Annotated in this window: 20 protein-coding genes and 1 pseudogene; 3 read left to right on the forward strand and 18 right to left on the reverse strand. The window is 62.0% G+C overall.

Annotated elements, in window-relative coordinates:
• Window positions 1–24: 24 nt before the first annotated feature.
• The 17 genes and pseudogenes from IC232_RS33525 to hmgA form a co-directional block, all read right to left on the reverse strand.
• Window positions 25–522 (reverse strand): EamA family transporter, encoded by a 498-nt coding sequence (locus IC232_RS33525; protein WP_409564991.1) that lies wholly within the window; start codon window positions 520–522, stop codon window positions 25–27.
• A complete protein-coding gene (locus IC232_RS29715) occupies window positions 447–896 on the reverse strand; it encodes a DMT family transporter (RefSeq protein WP_190848550.1) in 450 nt (149 codons plus the stop codon). The genes IC232_RS33525 and IC232_RS29715 overlap by 76 nt, the downstream gene beginning before the upstream one ends.
• Window positions 897–956: 60 nt before the next feature.
• On the reverse strand, window positions 957–1,172 hold the full coding sequence (locus IC232_RS32715) for a hypothetical protein (RefSeq protein ID WP_246812490.1): 216 nt from the start codon (window positions 1,170–1,172) through the stop codon (window positions 957–959).
• A gap of 194 nt (window positions 1,173–1,366) precedes the next feature.
• Window positions 1,367–1,615, reverse strand: a pseudogene (locus IC232_RS33530) (EthD family reductase); the annotation flags it as partial.
• Between the two features lie 162 nt (window positions 1,616–1,777).
• The gene (locus IC232_RS29725) at window positions 1,778–2,734 is read right to left on the reverse strand and encodes an MBL fold metallo-hydrolase (protein ID WP_190848552.1); all 957 of its coding nucleotides are present in this window, start codon (window positions 2,732–2,734) and stop codon (window positions 1,778–1,780) included.
• A 16-nt stretch (window positions 2,735–2,750) separates the two neighbouring features.
• On the reverse strand, window positions 2,751–3,938 hold the full coding sequence (locus tag IC232_RS29730; protein ID WP_190848553.1) for an NADH:flavin oxidoreductase/NADH oxidase: 1,188 nt from the start codon (window positions 3,936–3,938) through the stop codon (window positions 2,751–2,753).
• Between the two features lie 45 nt (window positions 3,939–3,983).
• Window positions 3,984–5,720: an FAD-dependent oxidoreductase gene (locus tag IC232_RS29735; RefSeq protein WP_190848554.1), complete on the reverse strand. Its 1,737-nt coding sequence runs from the start codon at window positions 5,718–5,720 to the stop codon at window positions 3,984–3,986.
• A 127-nt stretch (window positions 5,721–5,847) separates the two neighbouring features.
• Window positions 5,848–6,567, reverse strand: a complete 720-nt coding sequence (locus IC232_RS29740; RefSeq protein WP_190848555.1) for an EthD domain-containing protein — start codon at window positions 6,565–6,567, stop codon at window positions 5,848–5,850.
• Between the two features lie 10 nt (window positions 6,568–6,577).
• Window positions 6,578–7,327, reverse strand: a complete 750-nt coding sequence (locus IC232_RS29745; protein ID WP_190848556.1) for an SDR family NAD(P)-dependent oxidoreductase — start codon at window positions 7,325–7,327, stop codon at window positions 6,578–6,580.
• A 218-nt stretch (window positions 7,328–7,545) separates the two neighbouring features.
• Window positions 7,546–8,406, reverse strand: a complete 861-nt coding sequence (locus tag IC232_RS29750) for an IclR family transcriptional regulator (protein WP_190848557.1) — start codon at window positions 8,404–8,406, stop codon at window positions 7,546–7,548.
• 31 nt (window positions 8,407–8,437) lie between these two features.
• Entirely contained in the window at window positions 8,438–9,160 is a 723-nt protein-coding gene (locus tag IC232_RS29755; protein ID WP_190848558.1) for an ABC transporter ATP-binding protein, read from the reverse strand.
• 14 nt (window positions 9,161–9,174) lie between these two features.
• Window positions 9,175–10,953 carry an ABC transporter permease subunit gene (locus IC232_RS29760; protein ID WP_190848559.1) on the reverse strand — a complete coding sequence of 593 codons (1,779 nt, stop codon included), beginning with the start codon at window positions 10,951–10,953 and terminating at the stop codon, window positions 9,175–9,177.
• 5 nt (window positions 10,954–10,958) lie between these two features.
• Window positions 10,959–11,879 carry a branched-chain amino acid ABC transporter permease gene (locus IC232_RS29765; protein ID WP_190848560.1) on the reverse strand — a complete coding sequence of 307 codons (921 nt, stop codon included), beginning with the start codon at window positions 11,877–11,879 and terminating at the stop codon, window positions 10,959–10,961.
• A 72-nt stretch (window positions 11,880–11,951) separates the two neighbouring features.
• Window positions 11,952–13,145 carry an ABC transporter substrate-binding protein gene (locus IC232_RS29770; RefSeq protein ID WP_246812492.1) on the reverse strand — a complete coding sequence of 398 codons (1,194 nt, stop codon included), beginning with the start codon at window positions 13,143–13,145 and terminating at the stop codon, window positions 11,952–11,954.
• Window positions 13,146–13,575: 430 nt separating this feature from the next.
• Window positions 13,576–14,211, reverse strand: a complete 636-nt coding sequence (maiA, locus tag IC232_RS29775) for a maleylacetoacetate isomerase (protein WP_190848562.1) — start codon at window positions 14,209–14,211, stop codon at window positions 13,576–13,578.
• Between the two features lie 10 nt (window positions 14,212–14,221).
• On the reverse strand, window positions 14,222–15,529 hold the full coding sequence (fahA, locus tag IC232_RS29780; RefSeq protein ID WP_190848563.1) for a fumarylacetoacetase: 1,308 nt from the start codon (window positions 15,527–15,529) through the stop codon (window positions 14,222–14,224).
• Between the two features lie 8 nt (window positions 15,530–15,537).
• Window positions 15,538–16,893 (reverse strand): homogentisate 1,2-dioxygenase, encoded by a 1,356-nt coding sequence (gene hmgA, locus IC232_RS29785; protein WP_190848568.1) that lies wholly within the window; start codon window positions 16,891–16,893, stop codon window positions 15,538–15,540.
• 59 nt (window positions 16,894–16,952) lie between these two features.
• Between hmgA and IC232_RS29790 the strand changes: the two genes are divergently transcribed.
• Window positions 16,953–17,387 (forward strand): MarR family winged helix-turn-helix transcriptional regulator, encoded by a 435-nt coding sequence (locus IC232_RS29790; protein WP_190848564.1) that lies wholly within the window; start codon window positions 16,953–16,955, stop codon window positions 17,385–17,387.
• A gap of 281 nt (window positions 17,388–17,668) precedes the next feature.
• Here the strand turns inward: IC232_RS29790 and IC232_RS29795 are convergent, their stop codons facing one another.
• Window positions 17,669–18,475 (reverse strand): class I SAM-dependent methyltransferase, encoded by an 807-nt coding sequence (locus IC232_RS29795; RefSeq protein ID WP_190848565.1) that lies wholly within the window; start codon window positions 18,473–18,475, stop codon window positions 17,669–17,671.
• Between the two features lie 198 nt (window positions 18,476–18,673).
• On the opposite strand from IC232_RS29795, the gene IC232_RS29800 reads away from it, so the two are divergent.
• The gene (locus tag IC232_RS29800) at window positions 18,674–19,132 is read left to right on the forward strand and encodes a cupin domain-containing protein (RefSeq protein WP_190848566.1); all 459 of its coding nucleotides are present in this window, start codon (window positions 18,674–18,676) and stop codon (window positions 19,130–19,132) included.
• Between the two features lie 96 nt (window positions 19,133–19,228).
• Entirely contained in the window at window positions 19,229–19,744 is a 516-nt protein-coding gene (locus IC232_RS29805) for a GAF domain-containing protein (protein ID WP_190848567.1), read from the forward strand.
• The last annotated feature ends 79 nt before the right edge of the window (window positions 19,745–19,823 follow it).

A 19,823-nucleotide genomic window follows, 5' to 3' on the forward strand; every position in this document is an offset into this window, starting at 1 on the left:
GAAGGATCAACTCCGCGAAGCCGCTTAGCCAGCCTGCTCGGCCGCCCCGCTTTGCAGAACTTGACGCACACAATCAGGAATCGCAAGCAGAAGTGCGCCCGATGGAACGATCGAGGGAAAGAGTGATGCCTCTGTCGCGCCAAGATGGGAAACCGTCTTCGCAATCGCGACAGGTGCCAGGCATCCGCCTAGCACGCCCTGAAAAACGGCTTGGCTGACCCACGCGCTCGAAGGAACAGGGCCGTTGGTGTGCCATGCCAGAAAGAACGGCAGGAAAGCAACCGTCGAGAGGATTGAAACATATCCAATGCCCGCCAGAGGCTCGACTTTCCAACGTCCGAGAAGATACGTGAACGTACCCCAAAGCGTCCCAGCGGCGGCGAAGCACAAGTCTCCCAACCATATATGGCCCGGTTCCTGGGGGCTCACATCCTGGCCCGAGGCGATTAACAGAAACCGGCGAGTAGGATGGTCATCCCCAGCAGTCGGAACGGAGCGGGCTCCGTACGATCGAGAATCCATGCCAGCGTGGAACTGCTCGCCATCGTGCCACCGGCGGTTAGCACCACCGCATGCGACAACGGTGCCAAACCGAAAGCGGTATTGATCAGGAGGCCGAACAATGGCCCTGCCAAAGCCACAAGTGTAAGGACGCGCAGCCATCCGAAGCTCTGTTTCCTGCCGCGCAAGACGACAAACGGTGCCAACAGGATGGCTGCGACGCTAAATCGGAGCGTCGACATGTCCATCGGGGCAAGCCCCTCCATCCGGCCGAGGCGCGATCCAACATTGTAGCCTGACCAAGCGATTGCCGCGATGAGCCCCCAGAGAATGCCTTTAGCCAGCGATTTTCGACTCTTCGGCTGGGCAGTACTCGTTCGAGCAAGGGACATCATGGTGTGACCTTCATACGCGCCGCCTGGTTGCTCAGCTATGAGTTGTCAAGCCACGATCGTTCACCGCTGGAGGGCTTTCAGGGTCAACTCATCAACCTGGAACGCTCCGATAACCTTGATGTCGATGTTATGGGCGAGCGCACTCTGCATCGTCTCATCGTTCGCGCCTTCTGGTAACCAGACTTCCAGCACGGCGTCGACGACCGGGGGACCCGATGGGACGGCCGGATTCGCCGAGTGTTCCTCATTGACGACCCGATTGGTGCGAAGCGCCATGTTTTCCAGTGAGCGGCGAGCACGGCGAAGAGCTCTTCGTCCAAAGCCTTCAGAGCAGCGTCCGGACCACCCAGCAGATAAACGAACTTCGCCGGCAGACGGCTGGCGTCACCGTGTTGCCACGTGTCTCCCTCCTGCTGCACCACGATGGTGACGCCATCGAGGAACGTGTGCAAGTCTTCGACACAGGCGCGCTGTTCTGCGGAATCCATGGCCACCCGCATGGACTCGATGTCGTCGAACCAGAGTTGCGAGATGCCATCCACGCGGTGCAGCCTTGCGGCGTGTGGCGAGGGACGACGAGCGAGGATGTGATTCTGTCGATATGCCCGCATGGCCGCGACCTGCAGCGCGAGCGGACCGTGCACATGACGCCAGTGCTCGGAAAACTGGGTGAAATCGACATCGTCGCGTTTGCGGATCAGCCCGCTGCGGATGATCATGCTTCACTCCAGTTTGAGTTCGCGAGAGAACATCGGCGCTTAGTCTTCGGTGCAGGCGATTGAGGCCGGCCGAGTGTTCAGGCCGTCTTGGCGGGCCGGTACTCAGGAGGGAACAACCTAGACTATCCCCTCCCTTGGTTGATTTCGCTGTGGCAGTTGCTTCTAGCCTTGCAGGGCTGCCCACATTTCCCGATCTCGGTCGGCGGTCCAGATCACCGGGTGATCGATGCCCGAGGCCTCATCGAAGGCGCGGGCGACGTTGAACGGCAGGCAGTGCTCGTAGATGGCGAATGAGCCGAACTTCGGGTCCATGACCTCGCGGGTAGCCGCGAAGGTCTCCTTCAGCGAGCGGCCACGCGCTACCGACAGTTCTGCGGCGCCGTAGAGGGTGCCCACGAAATCCCGCGTCATGGCCACGGCCTCGCGCACCTGCCGCTCGCCCTGCAGAGCATCACCGCGGCCGGGCGCGATCGCCTTGGGCTGGAAGTCCAAGATGGCGTCAAGGGTCTGCGGCCACTCACGCAGGTGGGCATCGCCGCAATAGCAGGCCGAGTGATATTCCACGAGGTCGCCTGTGAACATCACCTCGGCATCCGGCACCCAGGCGACGATGTCGCCGGCGGTATGCCCTGCGCCGAGGTGGAACAGCTTCACCTCGCGCTTGCCGAGAAACATCGACATGCCGCTCTCGAACGTCAGCGTCGGCCAGGTCAAACCGTCCGGAATGCTGTTCTCGCCCCGGAACAGGCGAGGAAATCGCCCGATTTCGGAGGCCTTGTCCTGTTCGCCACGCTCCACGATCAGGTCATAGGTGGCATTCGAGGCAATGATGCCTTGCGCCTTGTAAGCCGAGGCGCCGAGCACCCGCACGGCATGGTAATGGGACAGCACCACGTATTTGATCGGCTTGTCCGTCACGCTGCGCACACGAGCAATGACATCTTCGGCCATAGCTGGGGTGGCCTGAGCGTCGATGACCATGCAACCGTCATCGCCGATGATGATGCCGGTGTTCGGGTCTCCCTCAGCGGTATAGGCGTAGAGATCGGGCCCGATCTCGGTGAACGACACCGTCTTGTCCGACAGATCTCCTGTCGAGGCGAAGGCTTTGCTGGACATTCTCTGCTTCTCCCGATTACCGGCCTGAGCCTGTCAGGCGTCTGGCGTTGTTGTCCGCGGAACGGAGTTTTGCAATTAAAGGCGCGCGCTTGGCGAGCCATGGCCCATGCTGAATGGGCCAGTCGTCGAACCGCAGGTCATAACCAAGATCGTGAGCTGCGTGATGAGGCCAGTAGGGGTCGTAGAGCGCCTCGCGGCCGACCGCGATCAGATCCGCCCTGCCCTCCTGCAGGATGGCCTCCGCCTGCGGCCCGTCGAGGATGACGCCCACAGCCTGCGTCAGGACATCGGCCTCGCGGCGGATGCGCTCCGCATACGGCACCTGGAAGCCCAGTCCTCTTGGAACGTTCATGTTGCGCGTCTCGTCGGACAGGCCGCCTGACGAGCAATCGATGACGTCAACGCCGATGGCCTTGAGCGCGCGCGAGAGAACAATGGATTCGTCCAGCCCCCAGCCGTCCTCGGTGCCGTCGACCGCGGAGATCCGCACGAACAGCGGCTTATCCTGAGGCCACGTTGCCCGGACATCGCGCGCAACCTCAAGGGCGAGCCGCATACGGTTGTCGCGGGAGCCGCCATAATCGTCTTCGCGGCGATTGGAATGCGGCGACAGAAACGATGCCACGAGATAGCCGTGGCCGAAATGCAGTTCGAGAACGTCGAAGCCGGCCCGGTCAGCCCGCTCGGTCGCGGCAATGAACATTTGCCTGATCTCGGCGATGCCTGCGCCACTTAGGGCCTCCGGAACGGTCCACTCGGGGCCCGCTGCAAGAGCACTCGGACCGATGCGGCGCCAAGGCTCGCCTGTTTCCCTCAGTTGCTCCATGGTCAAGGCGCGTCCACCCTCCCACAGGGCCTGCGACCCGGCTTTGCGTCCAGCATGGGCAAGCTGGACGCCGATAGCCGCGCCGTTCTGGTGCACGAAATCGACGATCGCCCGGAACGGTGCGACCTGCTCATCCGACCAGAGCCCCACGTCCCGCACGCCGATCCGTGCTCCCGGCTCCACGGCGGTGCTCTCGACGAAGGTCAGCCCCGCGCCACCAAGAGCGAACTTGCCCAAATGAACCAAATGCCACGCGCCGGCGCAGCCCCGCTCCTCCGCCGAATGCTGGCACATCGGCGAAATGACCACGCGGTTCTTGAGTTCGATGCCGCGGATGCGCAGAGGCTCGAACAGGCACGGCCGGTGCGGTGACGTCATGACGCTTCTCTCTTTTCCGCCGTTCGGCTGCCGCAAAGGGGTGGCTTACGCCGCTGGCCTGCTCGTGACGGATGTACTCTCCTCCGTCACGCCCGCCAGATGGCGGCCGGCGATGTAGCCGAACGTCATGGCCGGACCTAGCGTGATGCCGCCGCCTGGATAGTTGCCGCCCATGATGCTCGCCATATCGTTGCCAGCGGCATAGAGGCCCGGAATGACCCGTCCACTCTCGTCAATAACTCGCGCATTCGGATCGGTGCGAAGACCCGCAAAGGTCCCGAGATCGCCCGGCACGACCTTCACCGCATAGAAGGGGCCGCGCTCGATCGGACCGACACAGGGATTTGGCTTTTGGTCTGGATCGCCAAGATAGCGGTTATAGGCGGTGCTGCCGCGCTTGAACTCCGGATCCTCGCCCTTCCGGGCATCGCGGTTGAAAGTCTCCACGGTGTGTTCGAAGGCAGCAGGATCAATGCCGGCTTTCTGCGCGAGTTCGCGCAACGTTCGTCCTTTGAGCAAATACCCGTTCTGCAGATAAGGCGTCAGGGGCACTGGGAAGGGCTTCACGAACCCGAGGCCATAGCGGCGGATTGTCGGATGATCGACGATGAGCCACGCCGCCTTTTCCTGATCGTCCCCGCAGGCGCCGATCATGGCCTGCACGAAGTCATGGTAGGAGTTGGACTCATTGGTGAAGCGCTTGCCGCTTTTGGTGACGGCGATGACGCCCGGCTTGCCGCGGTCGATAAAATGCGGGAACGGACCTGATGTTCCATCACGGCGTGGAACCAGCGAAACGGGCACCCAAGCCGCCGCATTCGGTAGCCCCTCGATCGCGCGGCCTCCAACCGTCTCACCGAGGCGGATGCCATCGCCTGTGTTACCGGGAGGTGCCGGCGACCAATGCTCCCGTCCAGTGGGAGCATGCGCGAAGAGCTCTTTGCGGCGCAGCACATCCTGCGGGAAGCCGCCAGCGGCGAGCACGACGCCGCGGCGGGTGCGGACCTCGGTCACACCATCTTCGGTCTGCACTAGTGCGCCCTTGACAGCACCATCCTCCACGACCAGGTCCTTGACCGGTGAGGAGGTCCAGATAGGAACGTTACGGTCGAAGGCGGATTTTGCGAGCCGCCCGATCAGCGCATTGCCGTTGGTCAGCCGCATCGCACGTCCGTGCGAGGCCAGATCCCGACCGTATTTCGCCAGAAGCACACCCACATAAGCTGCGGATTTGACGGAGCGCGTGACATTGAAGAAGTGCAGCAGTTCCTTCCCGGAGCCGATCATCATTCCGAGGAAGGTGATTTCCTTGAGCGGTGGCCTCAGGCGCGCGATCTCCTTGCCGAGTTTGCGGCCATCGTAAGGTGTCGCCACGATCGACCGGCCGCCGGACGTGCCACCCGGCGCATCGGGATGATAGTCAGAGAAAGCGGGCCCGAGGGTGAACTCCATCTCGGTGTTCTTCTCAAAGAACTCAACCATCTTCGGGCCATTCTCAAGAAAGGCATCGACCCGGCCAGCATCGAAGTGATTGCCGGCTTCGTGCTGGAGGTAGGTGCGCGCAGCTTCCTTAGAGTCGTTGAAGCCTTCCTTCTGCGCGAGCGGATTGCAGGGGATCCACATCCAGCCACCGGAGCGTGCGGTCGTTCCGCCGAAGACCGGCTCCTTCTCTGTAACGATAACGTCGAGCCCATGATGACGGGCCGTTAGAGCGGTCGCCAGACCACCTGCTCCCGATCCGACAACAAGGACATCGCAGGTGACAGTCTTCGTTGGCTTCATGGCGTTCCTCGCATCTCGTACCGGCTGGGTCAAACACGCCGGGAGAACTTTGATTCAGCATACGCGAATGCGTTCATAAATTTGTTTTAGACGAACGCATTCGCTCATTCAAGATGTTTTGCATGCCTTACGGGTTCGACTTCTGGCTCATCCCCGCTGAGACGACCTCATAGGTTTCCACGAGGAAAGTTGTGATTTCGGCGATGAAGCTGAGGGCATGCGTCTGCGAGACATCTGCCGCCCGGGAGCGGAACGCGGCCTCGACGTCTGTAACGGAGCGAAACCACAGTTCCACCATGCCATCGATGGGAAGAGCCTCGTAGGCGGCGGGCTGGCCGAGGCCCAAGCTTCTCCCGGTCACCAGATTTTGGGTGTACCCCATCAGGTTCGGAAACTTGCTGACAGCTTCGGCGTGGAAGCCCCACCATTCCTCCTTGAACTTCTCAGGGGTCAGACCCGGCTTCCGTGTCAGAATTGACATGCGCTTCACGAGTGGCCCGGCAGAGGGATCGACGGGCACGACCACATTCTGCACGGCGGTGATCAGCGCCGTTGGACCGACAAAGAGCTGGTGGTCACGTGCGACCGCCTGGTACTCGACGGAGGATAAGGCCCTCGTCATCTGGTCTTCGCTGTCAAACCACAGCTCAGAAATGCCGTCGATAGACCAGGGACCGCGGGCATGATCGATGGCAAGCTGGCGGTCGTCGACAACGTGGTTCTGATGATAGCGCCGCAGGCCGGGCAGGCGCGCGGCCAGAGGGCCATGCACCTCGCGCCAGTGGCGTCTGAACTCGGCCGGACTCACTTCAGGCCTGCGCGTGAGGAGTCCCATGCGAACGATCATGCTGGCCTCCTCAGACTGCCAGGTATCCGCCGTCGACCACGAGAGTCGTTCCGGTCACGTAGCTCGACATGCTGGACGCGAGGAAGACGGTCGGACCGACGAGTTCCTCCGGCTCCCCGAAGCGCCCGAGGGGAATTCGAGACAGGAAGCGCTCCGCCCGCTCGGGATTGGTGCGCGTTGCCTCGGTCATCGGCGTGTTGAGGGTGCCTGGAGCGATGGCATTGACGCGAACACCATCCTTGGCGAGTTCCTGCGCGAGATTCTGGGTCAGCATGCGCACGGCGGCCTTAGACGTCGAGTAGCTGATCGATGTCGCGGTCGATACGAAGGAGGCAATGGAGGCCATGTTGATGATCGTGCCTTTCGTCGCGCGCAAGGCAGAAACGAAGGCAAGCGTGACGTTCAGGGTGCCGTTCAGGTTCACCTGCATCGCGGCATCCCAGGAGCGCATCACATCCGGGCTGTCGATGGTGTTGCGCGGGCATATGCCGGCATTGTTCACGAGGATGGAAACTTGCCCAATGGACGCTTCCACATCGCGCGCCAGAGCACCGCATGCGTCTGAATCGGCAACATCGAGAGTAAAGGACCAGGCCTCTCCACCCTCGTTCACGATGGAACTGGCCGTGTGGGCGGCCGCCTCGCCATTCAGGTCGGTCGCGATAACCCGCGCCCCTTCCTTCGCTAAGCCACGCGCAATGGCAGCACCATTGCCCTGACCGGCGCCTGTGACCAGCGCAATACGCCCTTTGAGCAGCATTCGATCCGGCTCCCTGACTTGGTTGAAAACACCGCCCCGTTGATCGCGGCGGCATTGACATCATAAAATCATATGACGAATGCATTCGCAAATAGCGAATAGTAGTAAGTGCGTCCGATAATGAGACTTGCCACTATGCGTAGGCAAAAAGCACGCCCGGCGCCGCGAGAGCGTAGCGCGCAAAAGCGTTGGATCGAAAGCGACAGGAGGGAGAGAAGCTATGCCCGGCGACGACGCTTCACGGGAGCAGCGGTAGCCGCAGTCTGCGCAGCCTCCTCCTGCGGCGTCCCATCGATGGCGTGAGGCATGTAACCGAGCTGGGCTGACAACCTGCGCGTGAACGCCAGCAGGGCCTTGGCGTCGGCACCCTCGGGATGAATGTCAAGAACCCCGGTCGGTCCAATAACGGTGATGGCGAGTTGCATCTGTCCGCTATAGTCGAAGACGGGAGCCGCAATACCGTTGATGCCGGTGACGGGCTTGCTCTCCGTGGAGGCATAACCAAGCCTTCTCGCAGTTATGATCTCGGCCTCAAGCTCCTTGCGCGACGTTGCCGTGCCCACGCCTTGGATGCGGGCCCCCTTGCGCAGTTCCTCGGCCAACTGAGCTTCGATGACCTTGGGCGACATGAAGGCCGCGAAGACCTTTCCGGTCGCGGTGCCGGTGACGGAAAAAACGGTGCCGGTGCGCACGTTCACGTGGACCTGATCGCTGCCCTCCTGAACCTGTACGATGGTAGGACCATGGGTTCCCCACACGGCAATGGTCACCATGTGGTCGATCTGTTCTGCAAACTCGACGATGGCGTGACCCGCGAGCCGCAGGGGATCGAAGCTGCGCAGCCGCGCGATGCCGAGTTGGAGGGCGAAGGGACCAAGCTGATAGCGGCCGCTTGCGATATCCTGCTCGACGAGTTCGAGCTTACGGAAGCTCACGAGGTAGGCATGGGCTTGGGCAGGCGCAACATCGGCCAAGGTTGCGAGTTCGCGCAGCATCAGCGGCTTTCCCGCTTTGACCAAAGCCGAGAGGATACGCCCCCCGACCTCAACCGATTGTACGCCGCGTCCTTCTATGCTCATGACCCGCTCAGTGTTTGTGATCCGCCCCGCTTCACGCGGCGCTGTGGGAAATCCCGAGATACGCCGCGCGGACCTTGGGATCGTGAAGGAGCTGCTGCCCAGTGCCAGACAGTGTAACGCTCCCCGTTTCGAGCACATAGGCCCGATCCGCAATAGCAAGTGCCATATTGGCCATCTGTTCCACAAGCAGGATGGTGATGCCAGACTTACGCAGGGATACGATGATGCCGAAAATCTCCTGGATGATCTTCGGCGCAAGGCCAAGGGAAGGCTCGTCGAGCAGAAGCAGACGGGGCTTTCCCATCAGGGCTCTCGCGATGGCTAGCATCTGCTGCTCGCCGCCTGACAGGGTGACGGCGAGCTGATCACGCCGCTCCCGCAGCCGCGGAAACAGCGTGAACTGCTCCTCCACCTCGGCATCGAGGGCATCGTTGGACAGCCGCCGGAAATAGGCGCCCAAGGTCAGATTGTCATAGACCGTCTGATCCGGAAAAACCTGACGCCCTTCCGGTGAGAGGGCGATCCCCCGCGCCACCCGCTTATGGGGCGCAAGCCGCGAGATCTCTTCACCATCGAAGATGATCTGCCCCGAGCTCACGGGCATCAGACCAGCGATACCTTTGAGCAAGGTGCTCTTGCCAGCCCCGTTCCCGCCCACAATGGCGACGACCTCCCCGGCCTCCACATCGATGGAGACCTTGCGAACCGCAGCAATCGGTCCATAGGCGAGATTCACGTCTTTCAGCTTCAGCATGCGTGCCCCCTGCCCTAGGCTGCCTCGACGGAGGTGCCGAGATAGGCCTCCATCACCCTTGGATCCGCTTGGACCTTGCTCGGCGCGCCCTCGGCGATCTTCTGGCCGTAGTCGAGCACGATCACGTGGTCCGAGATCGTCATGACGAGATCCATGTGGTGCTCGATCAGAAGAATAGTCAGTCCCTCGTTGCGGATCCGCACCAGCAGCTGGCCGAGCTCCGCCGTTTCCTGCGGGTTCAAACCGGCAGCGGGCTCGTCCAGGAGGAGGAGCAGAGGTTCCGAGGCCAGGGCCCGCGCCAGCTCGACGCGGCGCTGAAGACCGTAGGCGAGGCTTCCCGCTGGAGCGTCGGCATAGGGCAAAAGCCCGGTGAACTGGAGAATATTGTTGACCTTCTGCAGGGCCTTGGCCTCCTCCCGCCGCGCCTTGGGTAACCCGAGGAGCGATGAGACAAAACCGTTCTGCATGCGGGAATGCTGCCCAAGAAGCACGTTCTCACGGACGGACAGATCCTTGAACAGCCTGAGATTCTGGAAGGTGCGCGCCACACCATGGCCGCAGATGCCATGAACCGTCTGCTGCGTGATGTCTTGGCCCAGGAACGTCACCTTACCGCGATCGGGCCGAATGATGCCGGTCAGCATGTTGATGAAGGTGCTCTTGCCTGCGCCGTTCGGTCCGATCAGGGCATGGATGTGACCTACCGTCAGGTTGACGGATACATCCTTGGCGGGAACGACACCGCCAAAGGCCTTGTTGAGGCTGTCGGCCGTCAGCAGGCTTCCCGCAGCCGTCTGGCGGAGGGATCGGGTCGGCAGCTCCGCTGCAGCCCGGCTCGGCTCAACGCCTTTGCCCGCGCTGTGTCCAAGCCCGAACCTCCTGAAAATCGAGCCGAAGACGCCGGCCAGTCCCTTCGGCATGGCGTAGAGGGCGAAGAGCAGCAATGCACCGTTCACAAAATGCTCAATCCAGGTCCAGCGTGCCACGAGCGCCCCGATGATGACGAGGGTCACCGATCCGAGGAGCGGGCCATAGAGTGAACCGCTGCCGCCGAACAGCACGAGAAGAAGAATGAAGATCGACAGGTGGAAATTGATGAAGTCGGAGTTGATGTACTGGTTCTGCTGCGCCACGAGCGCGCCTGCCAGCCCGCAGGTCACAGCAGCGATAACGAAGGCAAGGACCTTGTAGCGGTACACCGCAACACCCACGGCACCGGCCGCTACCTCGTCAGCCTGCAGCGACAGGAAGGCGCGTCCGAACCGGCCCTGCAGAAGATTGCGCAGGAGAAGATGAGCGACGAAGCAGAGCCCCAGCCCGAACCAGACCCATTGCAGCATGGTGAAAGGCACGCCGCCGATATGAAGCGGCTGAATCGCATAGATGCCCATCGCGCCGCCGAACACCTCGGATCCTTCCGTGACCACCTTTTCGATCACGATACCAAAGGCCAGGGTGACCATCGCAAGGCTCGGCCCTTTCACGCGCAGCGACGGCATCGCGATCAGGATGCCAAAGACGGCCGATACGCCGCACGCTAAGAGAAGGGATAACCAGGGACCAATTTCGTAGCGGGTTGTCAGCAGGGCCACAGCATAAGCACCTGCCGCGAACAGGCCGGCCTGCCCGAGCGATTTCTGTCCAGCAAAGCCCAGGAGCACGTTCATGCCCGCTGCGCACAGGAAGTAGACGCAGATCATGAACAGGGTGCGAAGATAGAACTCGTTCTCGATGAACGACGCAACTGCGGCGATCACGGCTGCGACAGCGACGGATCCGATCAAGTGGCGCATGAGAGCTAAACCTTGTCGACAGCAGCCTGGCCGAAGAGGCCCGCCGGGCGAAACGCCAGAACCAGGATAATCAGGCCGAACACCACAATCTCACGCCATTGCGCCTGCCAGAGGCCCACGGCAGACTCCAGCACGCCCAGTATGAAGCCGCCATAAATGCAACCGCGTGGGTTGTTGAGGCCACCGATGATTGCCGCCGAGAATGCTTTAAGGGCGAAACCAATGCCCATGAACAGGGATGCGGAGGCAATCGGCGCAATCAGAACGCCCGCCACGCCTGCGAGACCGCTCGACAGGGCGAAAGCGCCAATCATGACCAGGCCGACATTGATGCCCATCAGGCTCGCGATCTGGGGCGAGTGCGCCACGGCCATCATGGCCTTGCCGATGCGCGAGCGGCGCATCACCAGATCGAGCGCCACCATGATCAGGATAGCGCAGGCTAGAACCAGAAGCTCCTGCGGGCGTACGCCGGCTCCGGCGATCCGCAGCACGTCATCCCCCAGCGGTGACGGCACCATGACGGGCGCAGGGCCCCAGACGGCAAGTCCGATGCTCTGGAGCATTACGCCGAACCCGAGGGTGCTCATCACCCAGTTCATGCCCCCTTTCCCGGCGAAGGGTCTGACCGCAAGCAGAAAGATGAGTACTCCCATCAAGCCCGCGACCGCTCCGGCGGCGATGACTGCCGCAGGGTACCGCCAAGCGGAAGCCGCCTCACTTGGAACAGCCGTCGTTGTGCTCGCTAGGCCGGAGAACAGCAGGAGCATCGTCACGCCGATGAAAGCACCAAATGCGATGAACTCGCCTTGAGCAAAGTTCAGTGTCTTGGTGGTTGTGAAGGTGATGCTGAAACCGAGCGCGATCAGGGCGTAGACGCCACCGATGGCGAGGCCGCTGAGGAGTGTCTGGAGGTAGACGTCCATGGAAGCTCCAACGGTGCAAAGTGTCGGCGCCTGCCGGTCCGGAGAGGAACGGCAGGCTGTGCAGCTAGAGTCTTATTGTGTGAAGTCGGTCGGCTTGAGAGCCTTCACGACATCGTCCGTGTAGGTGACCAGCTTTCCGTCCTTCCAATGGGTCCAGCGATAGTCGGCGGCAGTCAGCGCCTCGTGCTCGGACGCGGAGAACGGCTTGTTGTAGGTCTTCATAATGCCTTCGACCGGCGCTTGAAGGTTGTCGAGTGCCTCGCGCATCTTCGGCCCTTCCGTGCTGCCCGCCTGCTTGATTGCGGCAGCCGTAATCATGAGCGCGTCGTAGCAATGCGCTGCGAAGCTGAAAGCGCTCTTGGAGGCCATCTTCGGGGCCAGGCGATCAAAAAGCTGCTGCTGCTTGGGCGTGCGATCTTCGGTGATGGTGCGCATGAAGATCGGCTTCTCGGCCAACGCCTTGCCTGCGGTATCGAAGAAGCTCGCGTTATCCGCCGCCCAGGAGGTGAGGGTCACGGGGAAGTAGTTGATCTTCTCCATGCTGCGGACGAGCTGGGCGATTGGGGTTCCCTGCGCCCACACGAGAACCGCATCGGCCCCGGCTGATTTCATCTTGTTGAGCTGGGAGGTCATGTCAGTGTCGTTGACGCCGAACTTCTCAGTCGCCACCGGCTTCAGGCCCTTGGCTTCGGCGAGTTCCTGGAGATCCTTCAAACCACCCTGGCCGTAGCCCGTGGTCTCAACGAGGAAGCCCACGTTCTTGATAGCGGGATTGTTCTTCGTATAGGCAATGAGGCCGGCAACCTGCGCCCGATCCACCATCGAGACGCGGTACATGTAGTTTTCAGCGTTGGCGGTTGCAGGCTTGGTGATGTCGGTGGCGGAGCCGATGCAGCCGATAGACGGATTCTTCTTCTGGTTGGGGATGTGCTTCCAAGCGAGCGCATTGCCGGAATTGGTCGGGCCGAGGACCGCCACAACCTTCTCGTTGTCAATGAGATCGCTCATGTTCTGGATCGATTTCGGCGGCTGCGAGAGGTCATCGCGCACGACAAGGGTCAGCTTGCGGCCGAGCACGCCGCCGGCTGCGTTGATATCCTCGATGGCGGCTTGGATGCCGAGCACGCCGGCCTGCCCGCTCTGTGCAGACGGCGAAGCCGAAAGATCGCCGTTAAAACCAATTTTGATCTCTTGAGCAAAAGCTGCCGATGACATGGCGAGCGCGCTACCAAGGAGAGCTGCTTTCAGGGCTGTACGGTTTGGCATCATGTTTTCCTTCCCTCAAGGGTACAAATTCGGCTGCGGGTTCCACGCCTATTGCGCACAACCCACCCGGGTTTTGGGCAGGCAAGGCCTGCCAGTTCTCAAAGGGCCTAGGGAAGAATGAGGAGTGCCGACTTTCGCCTTCGCACGCCCGCCGCACCGTTTCCGGCAATGCCGGGTTCAGCTTTCGGGCGGTTCCTTCCCTTCTGCCTTTCATACTGTCCGCTCTTTTGTCAGAGCTTACCAATATAGGTACCGAATAGCGAATGCGTTTGCAATAGACGAATGCATTGACTTTGGTAGTGGTGGCAGCGTGCATTCAGCGAAGGCCGTATCGATACCGCTAAAAACGAAAGCGGCCGCTTATAGCGTAAGCGGCCGCTGTGAAGCTTCAAAGGACGGAACCTCGTCTCAGAAACCCTGCTGATTCATTCTATTCTGCGTCCGGCTGGTTGGCAGGATGCGCGCTGAGGAATGCTGGATGCTCGCCTGCAACCTTCTCGACTCGGAGAATGCGTGGGTAAGCCTCCAGCGGCACCGCAAACCGCCGTGCTGCGTAGAGTTGCGGCAGGAGAAAAACATCGGCCAGTGTGGGCTCCGGACCGAAACAAAAGCCTTCGTTGCCGATGAGAGCTTCGACGGTCGAAAGCCCCTGCCCCACCCAGGCGGCGATCCAGGCGGTTACCTCCGGCTCTGAACGACCGACAACTTTCCTGAGATGGTTGAGCGGACCGACATTGTGCAGCGGGTGAACATCGCAACCGATGATCGACGCCACTGCCCTGACTTTGGCTCTTGCTAATGGATCGGACGGCAGAAGCGCAGGTGTCGGATAGATCTCTTCAAGATACTCGAGAATTGCAGGAGACTGGATCAGAATGCTGCCGTCATCGAGTTCGAGCGCCGGCACGCGGCCCTGCGGGTTGATCGCCCGGTAGCTGGAAGCATTCTGCTCTCCCCCGTTGCGAACCAGATGAACGAAAGCCTGCTCCGCCTCAAGCTTCTTCAAGGCGAAGGCAATGCGCACCCGGTAGGAGGAGGTAGACCGCCAATACGTATAGAGCTTCATGCCTGCACCCTCACGCAGCCGGCAGGATCATGGCACGGCATTCGCCGAACCCGACCGGCGCAAAACCATCCCGGCAGCCGCGGGCCCGCAGGATTACCTCGTCCCCATCCTGCAGGAAGCGGCGCTCCTCTCCCGAGGCGAGGTTGATCGGGCTCTTACCGCCCAGCGTCGCCTCCAGGATGCTGCCGCAGCTGGTTTGATCGGGACCCGAGATCGTTCCCGTGCCCAGCAGATCGCCGGGCTGCAGATTGCAGCCGTTGCTGGTGTGGTGCGTGACCATCTGGGCCACTGTCCAGTACATGTGTCGGGCATTGGACAGGGCGAGCCGATGCGGCGGCAGTCTCTTTGCCCGCATGCCTGGGGTGAGAAGCAGAACCTCAAGTTCCAGATCCAGTGCACCCTCACGCTGGTCCGCCTCATTCGTCAGGTATGGCAGGGGCGCGGGATCGCCCCCTGGTCGCCCGGGTTGCGCGATGCGAAACGGTGCCAGCGCCTCCGGCGTCACGATCCAGGCCGAGATAGTGCTGGCAAAGTTCTTGGACAGGAACGGACCGAGCGGCTGGTATTCCCAGGCTTGGATGTCGCGGGCCGACCAGTCGTTCAACAGGCAGAAGCCGCCCACGTGGTCGGATGCCTTGCCGATATCAATGGGCGTGCCGAGTTCGTTGCCGAGTCCAATCCAGACGCCCAGCTCCAGCTCATAATCGAGCCTTTGACTGGGCCCGAAGCCTGGCTCCGATGCATCCGGCGGCTTCGTTTGCCCTAGCGGCCGCCGCACCGGCACACCCGAGGGTCGGATCGATGACGCGCGGCCGTGATACCCGATCGGGACATACTTGTAGTTCGGCAGCAGCGGGTTGTCGGGGCGGAACTGCTTTCCCACGTTGGTGGCATGATGAATGCCGACATAGAAGTCCGTGTAGTCGCCGATGTGCGCTGGCAGGTGCAGCGTGCAGTCGGAGGCGGGTCGCAGGCATAGCTCGACCCTGCCCTGGTCAGGCCTGCCCGCTTGCAGCAGTGCGGATAGCCTTGCGCGCAGAGCCTGCCGGGATCCTGCCCCAAGCGCTAAGAAAGGGTTGAGCACCGAACCGCAGGCAGCTTCCGCCGCCCGTGCGGCCTCCCCGGTAAAGAGGCCGGCTGCCAAGGCAGCCGACAAGTCGAGGATCTGGTCGCCGATGGCCACGCCACCGCGCGGAGCGCCGCCGCCGGAGCTGAAGATTCCCAGCGGCAGGTTCTGGATCGGAAAGTCCGGGTGACCATTGGCCGAGGCCACCCAGCTTCCAAGCTTCGGATCGTGCGTATGATCGAGTTGAGCCATCGTTTCGCTCACCGCTGGTTCGGGTTGAAATGCTTCTTGAGCTTGTGGCCGTAAGAAGCGTAGTCCTTCTGCAGCGCCTCGGTCTCGGCCGCGAAGGCCGTCACCTTCTGGGGAAAGCGCGTCTCGAACATGAACGCCATCGTGCCTTCCAGTTTGTGCGGCTTCAGCTCCACGTTGCTCGCCTTCTCGAACGCGTCCATGTCCGGCCCGTGCGGCAGCATGGTGTTGTGCAGGGAGATGCCGCCCGGCACGAAACCGCCGCCTGTCTTTGCATCGTACTGGCCATAGACCAGACCCATGAACTCGCTCATCACGTTCATGTGGTACCACGGCGGCCGGAAGGTGTTCTCCGCTACCAGCCAGCGGTCGGAGAAGAGCACGAAATCGATGTTGGCGGTGCCGGGCGTCTCGGACGGCGAGGTCAGCACCGTGAAGATCGACGGGTCGGCATGATCGTACAAAACCGGTCCCACCGGCGAGTAGCGGCGCAGGTCGTACTTGTACGGCGCGTAGTTGCCGTGCCAGGCCACCACGTCGAGCGGCGAGTGGTCCATCTCGGCCACCCAGAGGGAGCCGCCCCACTTCACGTACATCTTCGAGGGCGCATCCTGGTCCTCGTAGGCCGCCACCGGCGTGAGGAAGTCACGCGGATTGGCCATGCAGTTGGCTCCGATCGGCCCGCGCTCCGGCAGGGTGAGCGCACCGCCATAGTTCTCGCACAGGTAGCCTCGGGCTGGTCCGTTGGTGAGCTCGACCCGGATCTTTACGCCGCGTGGAATGACGGCGATCTCACCCGGCTCAATGTCGATGATGCCGAACTCAGTCCAAAGACGGAGGTCCCCTTGCTGCGGCACCAACAGCAGCTCGCCGTCGGCATTGTAGAAGTATTCGTCCACCATCGAGCGGGTGACGAGGTACACATGCGCTCCCATGCCGGCCTGCGAGCTGGCGTCACCCGCCGTGGTGATGGTGCGGATGCCCTCCAGGAAGGAGAGCTTCTCCTCCGGGATCGGGATCGGGTCCCAGCGCATGGGCGCGATCGGAACCTCGACCTCGACGGCTGGAGCGGTCCGCCAGAGGCCGATATCGGCCTTCCGGAACTGGCCCCAATGGGTCACGGTGGGCCGGATGCGGTAGAGCCAGGAGCGCTCGTTGGTGGTGCGCGGCGCTGTGAAAGGGGAGCCGGAGAGCTGCTCGGCATAGAGCCCGTAGGCGCATTTCTGGGGCGAGTTGCGCCCGATGGGCAGGGCGCCGGGCAGCGCCTCGGTCTCGAAGCCATTGCCGAAGCCGGACATGTAGCCGGGCCGAATGGCGCTCTCAAGCTTGGCCGAGCTCTGAGGCAGTGACGGGTTCTGGACATTCATGGACATGACCTCCTAGAGTTGGTCGCGACTGTAACTGTCCATTTTGTAACCAACAACCAATGGCCAAACTCGAGCTTGAACACTTTCTCCCCTATCGCCTGAACCGGATCGCCGCGGCCGTCTCCCAGGATTTTCGCTCGGTCTATGGCCCTCACCACGACCTGACGATCCCGGAATGGCGGGTGCTGGCCACGTTGGGGCAGTTCGAGGCGATGAGCGCCAAGGCCATCGGCCGGCACTCGGCCATGCACAAGACCAAGGTGAGCCGGGCGGTGCGGGCGCTGGAGGAGCGGCGCTGGCTAAGGCGCCGCGAAAGCGAGGAGGACAGGCGTGAGGAGATCCTGACGCTCACCACCCAGGGCGAGAGGGCTTATCGGCAGATCGTCCCCAAGGCTCTCGCCTTCGAACGACGTATCCTGGACGAACTCGGGCCGAAAGCTGAGGCGGTTGTAAACGCCTTGGAGCGGCTCGAAAAGATCTTCAAAGCGCTATGATCTCGCGATTTGGGTCAACCTTGCGTGATCTCCTGCCCTCGCCCAATGTCCGCTCCTGCCGGATTAACGGTCCTCAGGCCTTGGTCTCAGATGTGCCAAAACGAGACGTTCATGCTTTGCCGGAAGAGTGGTATTGCGCGAGCAATCTATCATCTAATTTCTCGAATAACGAGAAACAGTTTCAGGACCGAAGCAGTCTTAAGCAGCAGGTGTAACAGGAACTGACGCAGGGGCGTTCTGCGGAGCGCACGAGGCATGGATCACCGTCGCTCCCTTCCATGCTACCCATCGGCAACAACCCCGCGACAAGCCCAGGCTACGGCCGCGAACGACCGCGGGCCATCCGGCTGTGTCGCCTCATATGCCTCGCGTAACGCTTGCTCAAAAGCCGTGCGCTTGTCCTTGTCTAGGGCAGTCACGTACTTTCCAAGCGGCCCTTCCCCAGCGGCTAACGGGGCCCAGAAGTCGTCGAAGCTCTGATAATCCATGCGGATCGTGAGAGCGGTCTCCACGACATCGGCGAGCCCAACCTTAGTCCAGAGGCCCCGCATCTCTCCTGGCCTCGTCATCGGCTTGAAATAGCTCTCGGCCCTTGCGGCCGCAGCGGAGGGGTCGAGAGCCACGGCCGTGTCCCAGAACATACGCTGGTAGGGCATGCCGCCGTAGCTGTCCCATACAGCGGCGGCCACGACCCCGCCTGGCCGCACAACCCGGCACATCTCCCTGACCGCCTGTTCGGTTTCAGGGATAAAGTGCAGGACGAGAAGCGCGAGGGCCCGGTCGAACGCAGCATCCGAAAACGGCAAGGCGCATGCGTCGGCCCTATCGATGGTGATCCGAGGGTCTGGGTTCCGTTCCCGCGCCGCTTCGACGTAAATCTCGGAGTAGTCGATCGCGCTGACGTGGGCGACATCAGCGACTAGGGGAAGCATGAAGGTCAAGCTGCCCGTTCCGCAGCCGACATCGAGTACCCGCTCACCGGGTTCCAATCCGGTGAACTCCAGGAACGGGCGCGCCAGGATCCGGCTCCAGCGACCCATAAGCTGTTCGTAAGCGACTGCACTCCTTGCGTGGAACTTGGAGGACATGCTCAGCTCCGACGGTCAGCGCCCCCGACGAGGGAGCAGCACGCCCTCTTCTACCACGTTCCGGGGCAATGCCCCTACGCCTTCGACTCTCGCACATACCACCTCATGGTCTGCCAACGGATGTTGGCCAAGGGTCACGTGGCCTCTATTATCGACGGAGTCCGGATTGGTGGGGCGTCCGGCACGAGAGGTGCGCCCATGTCCGATCCACAAACCGACACCTATTATCTCGCCGGCATCTTGCTGCGCTTTCTCGTCCGCGATCCCGCCGCCGGCTACTGTCTGGTCGAGGGACTGGTTGGGCCAGGTGCTGGCCCACCGCCGAACCGGCATCCGGCTGATGATGAGGCCTTCTACGTCCTCGACGGCACGTTCGAGTTCATCGTCGGCGCGGAGAGCCGCACCACCACCGCCGGCGACTTCGTCAAGATCCCACGCGGGGAGGTGCATACCTTCCGCAACATCGGCCAAGCTCCAGCGCGGGCACTGATCCTCAACGCGCCGGGCACCGCCCACATCGGGTTCTTCTCGCAGGCCGGCCAGCTGATGCCGCCCGGGACCAGAGAGCTGCCGCCGCCGTCAGGACCTCCGGACGTGCCGCGCCTGCTCGAGATCGGGCGGCAGAACGGCATTGAGTTCCTCGTGCCGCAGCACTGAGGACACTGGGTCGACGGATTCCCGTCGCACTCGCGGGATGCGCATAGGTCCGGACTCCGCCCCTAGCGCTCCGACACCCTTTCGCAGGGGGCACACATGACGAGCCTTGCTGACCATGAGGAGGAGCGCCTCCGGATCCTTGAGGAAACTGGGGCCTTGGCGGGTTCCGATCCGGCGCTCGATGCAATCTGCCGCGAAGCCAGAGACCATTTCGACGTGCCGATGGCCCTCATTACGCTGGTTGACCGTCAGAGGCTCCGGGTGAAGGCTGCGCAAGGATTGAATGTTTCAGAACTCCCGCGTGACACCGCGTTTTGCACCTACACGATCCTGAGCGACGACATTTTCGTCATTCCCGACATGCTGGCCGATGAACGGTTCAGGACCAATCCCCTGGTGCTCGGGGAGCCTCATCTGAGGTTCTATGCCGGAGCCCCGCTGGTTTACCTGCGGGACATCCGGCTGGGCTCCCTGTGCATTCTGGAGATGAGGCCACGCCTGTTTTCACCAGGTGACAAGGCCGAACTCAGGGAGATGGCGGACCGTGTCGTCACTGAGATTGCCGAACAGGAACTGAAAGCCCTGGGGATGACGCTCGCAAGCCGTCATTGACCTGACCTTCTCCCTGGAAACTGGACCGGCCAAAGTGGGAATTTTCCCGTAATGTCTCCCGGCTGGGAGAAGGGGAAAG

Origin of the sequence: Microvirga sp., assembly GCF_014699075.1 — a bacterium.
Classification (GTDB): Bacteria; Pseudomonadota; Alphaproteobacteria; order Rhizobiales; family Beijerinckiaceae; genus Microvirga.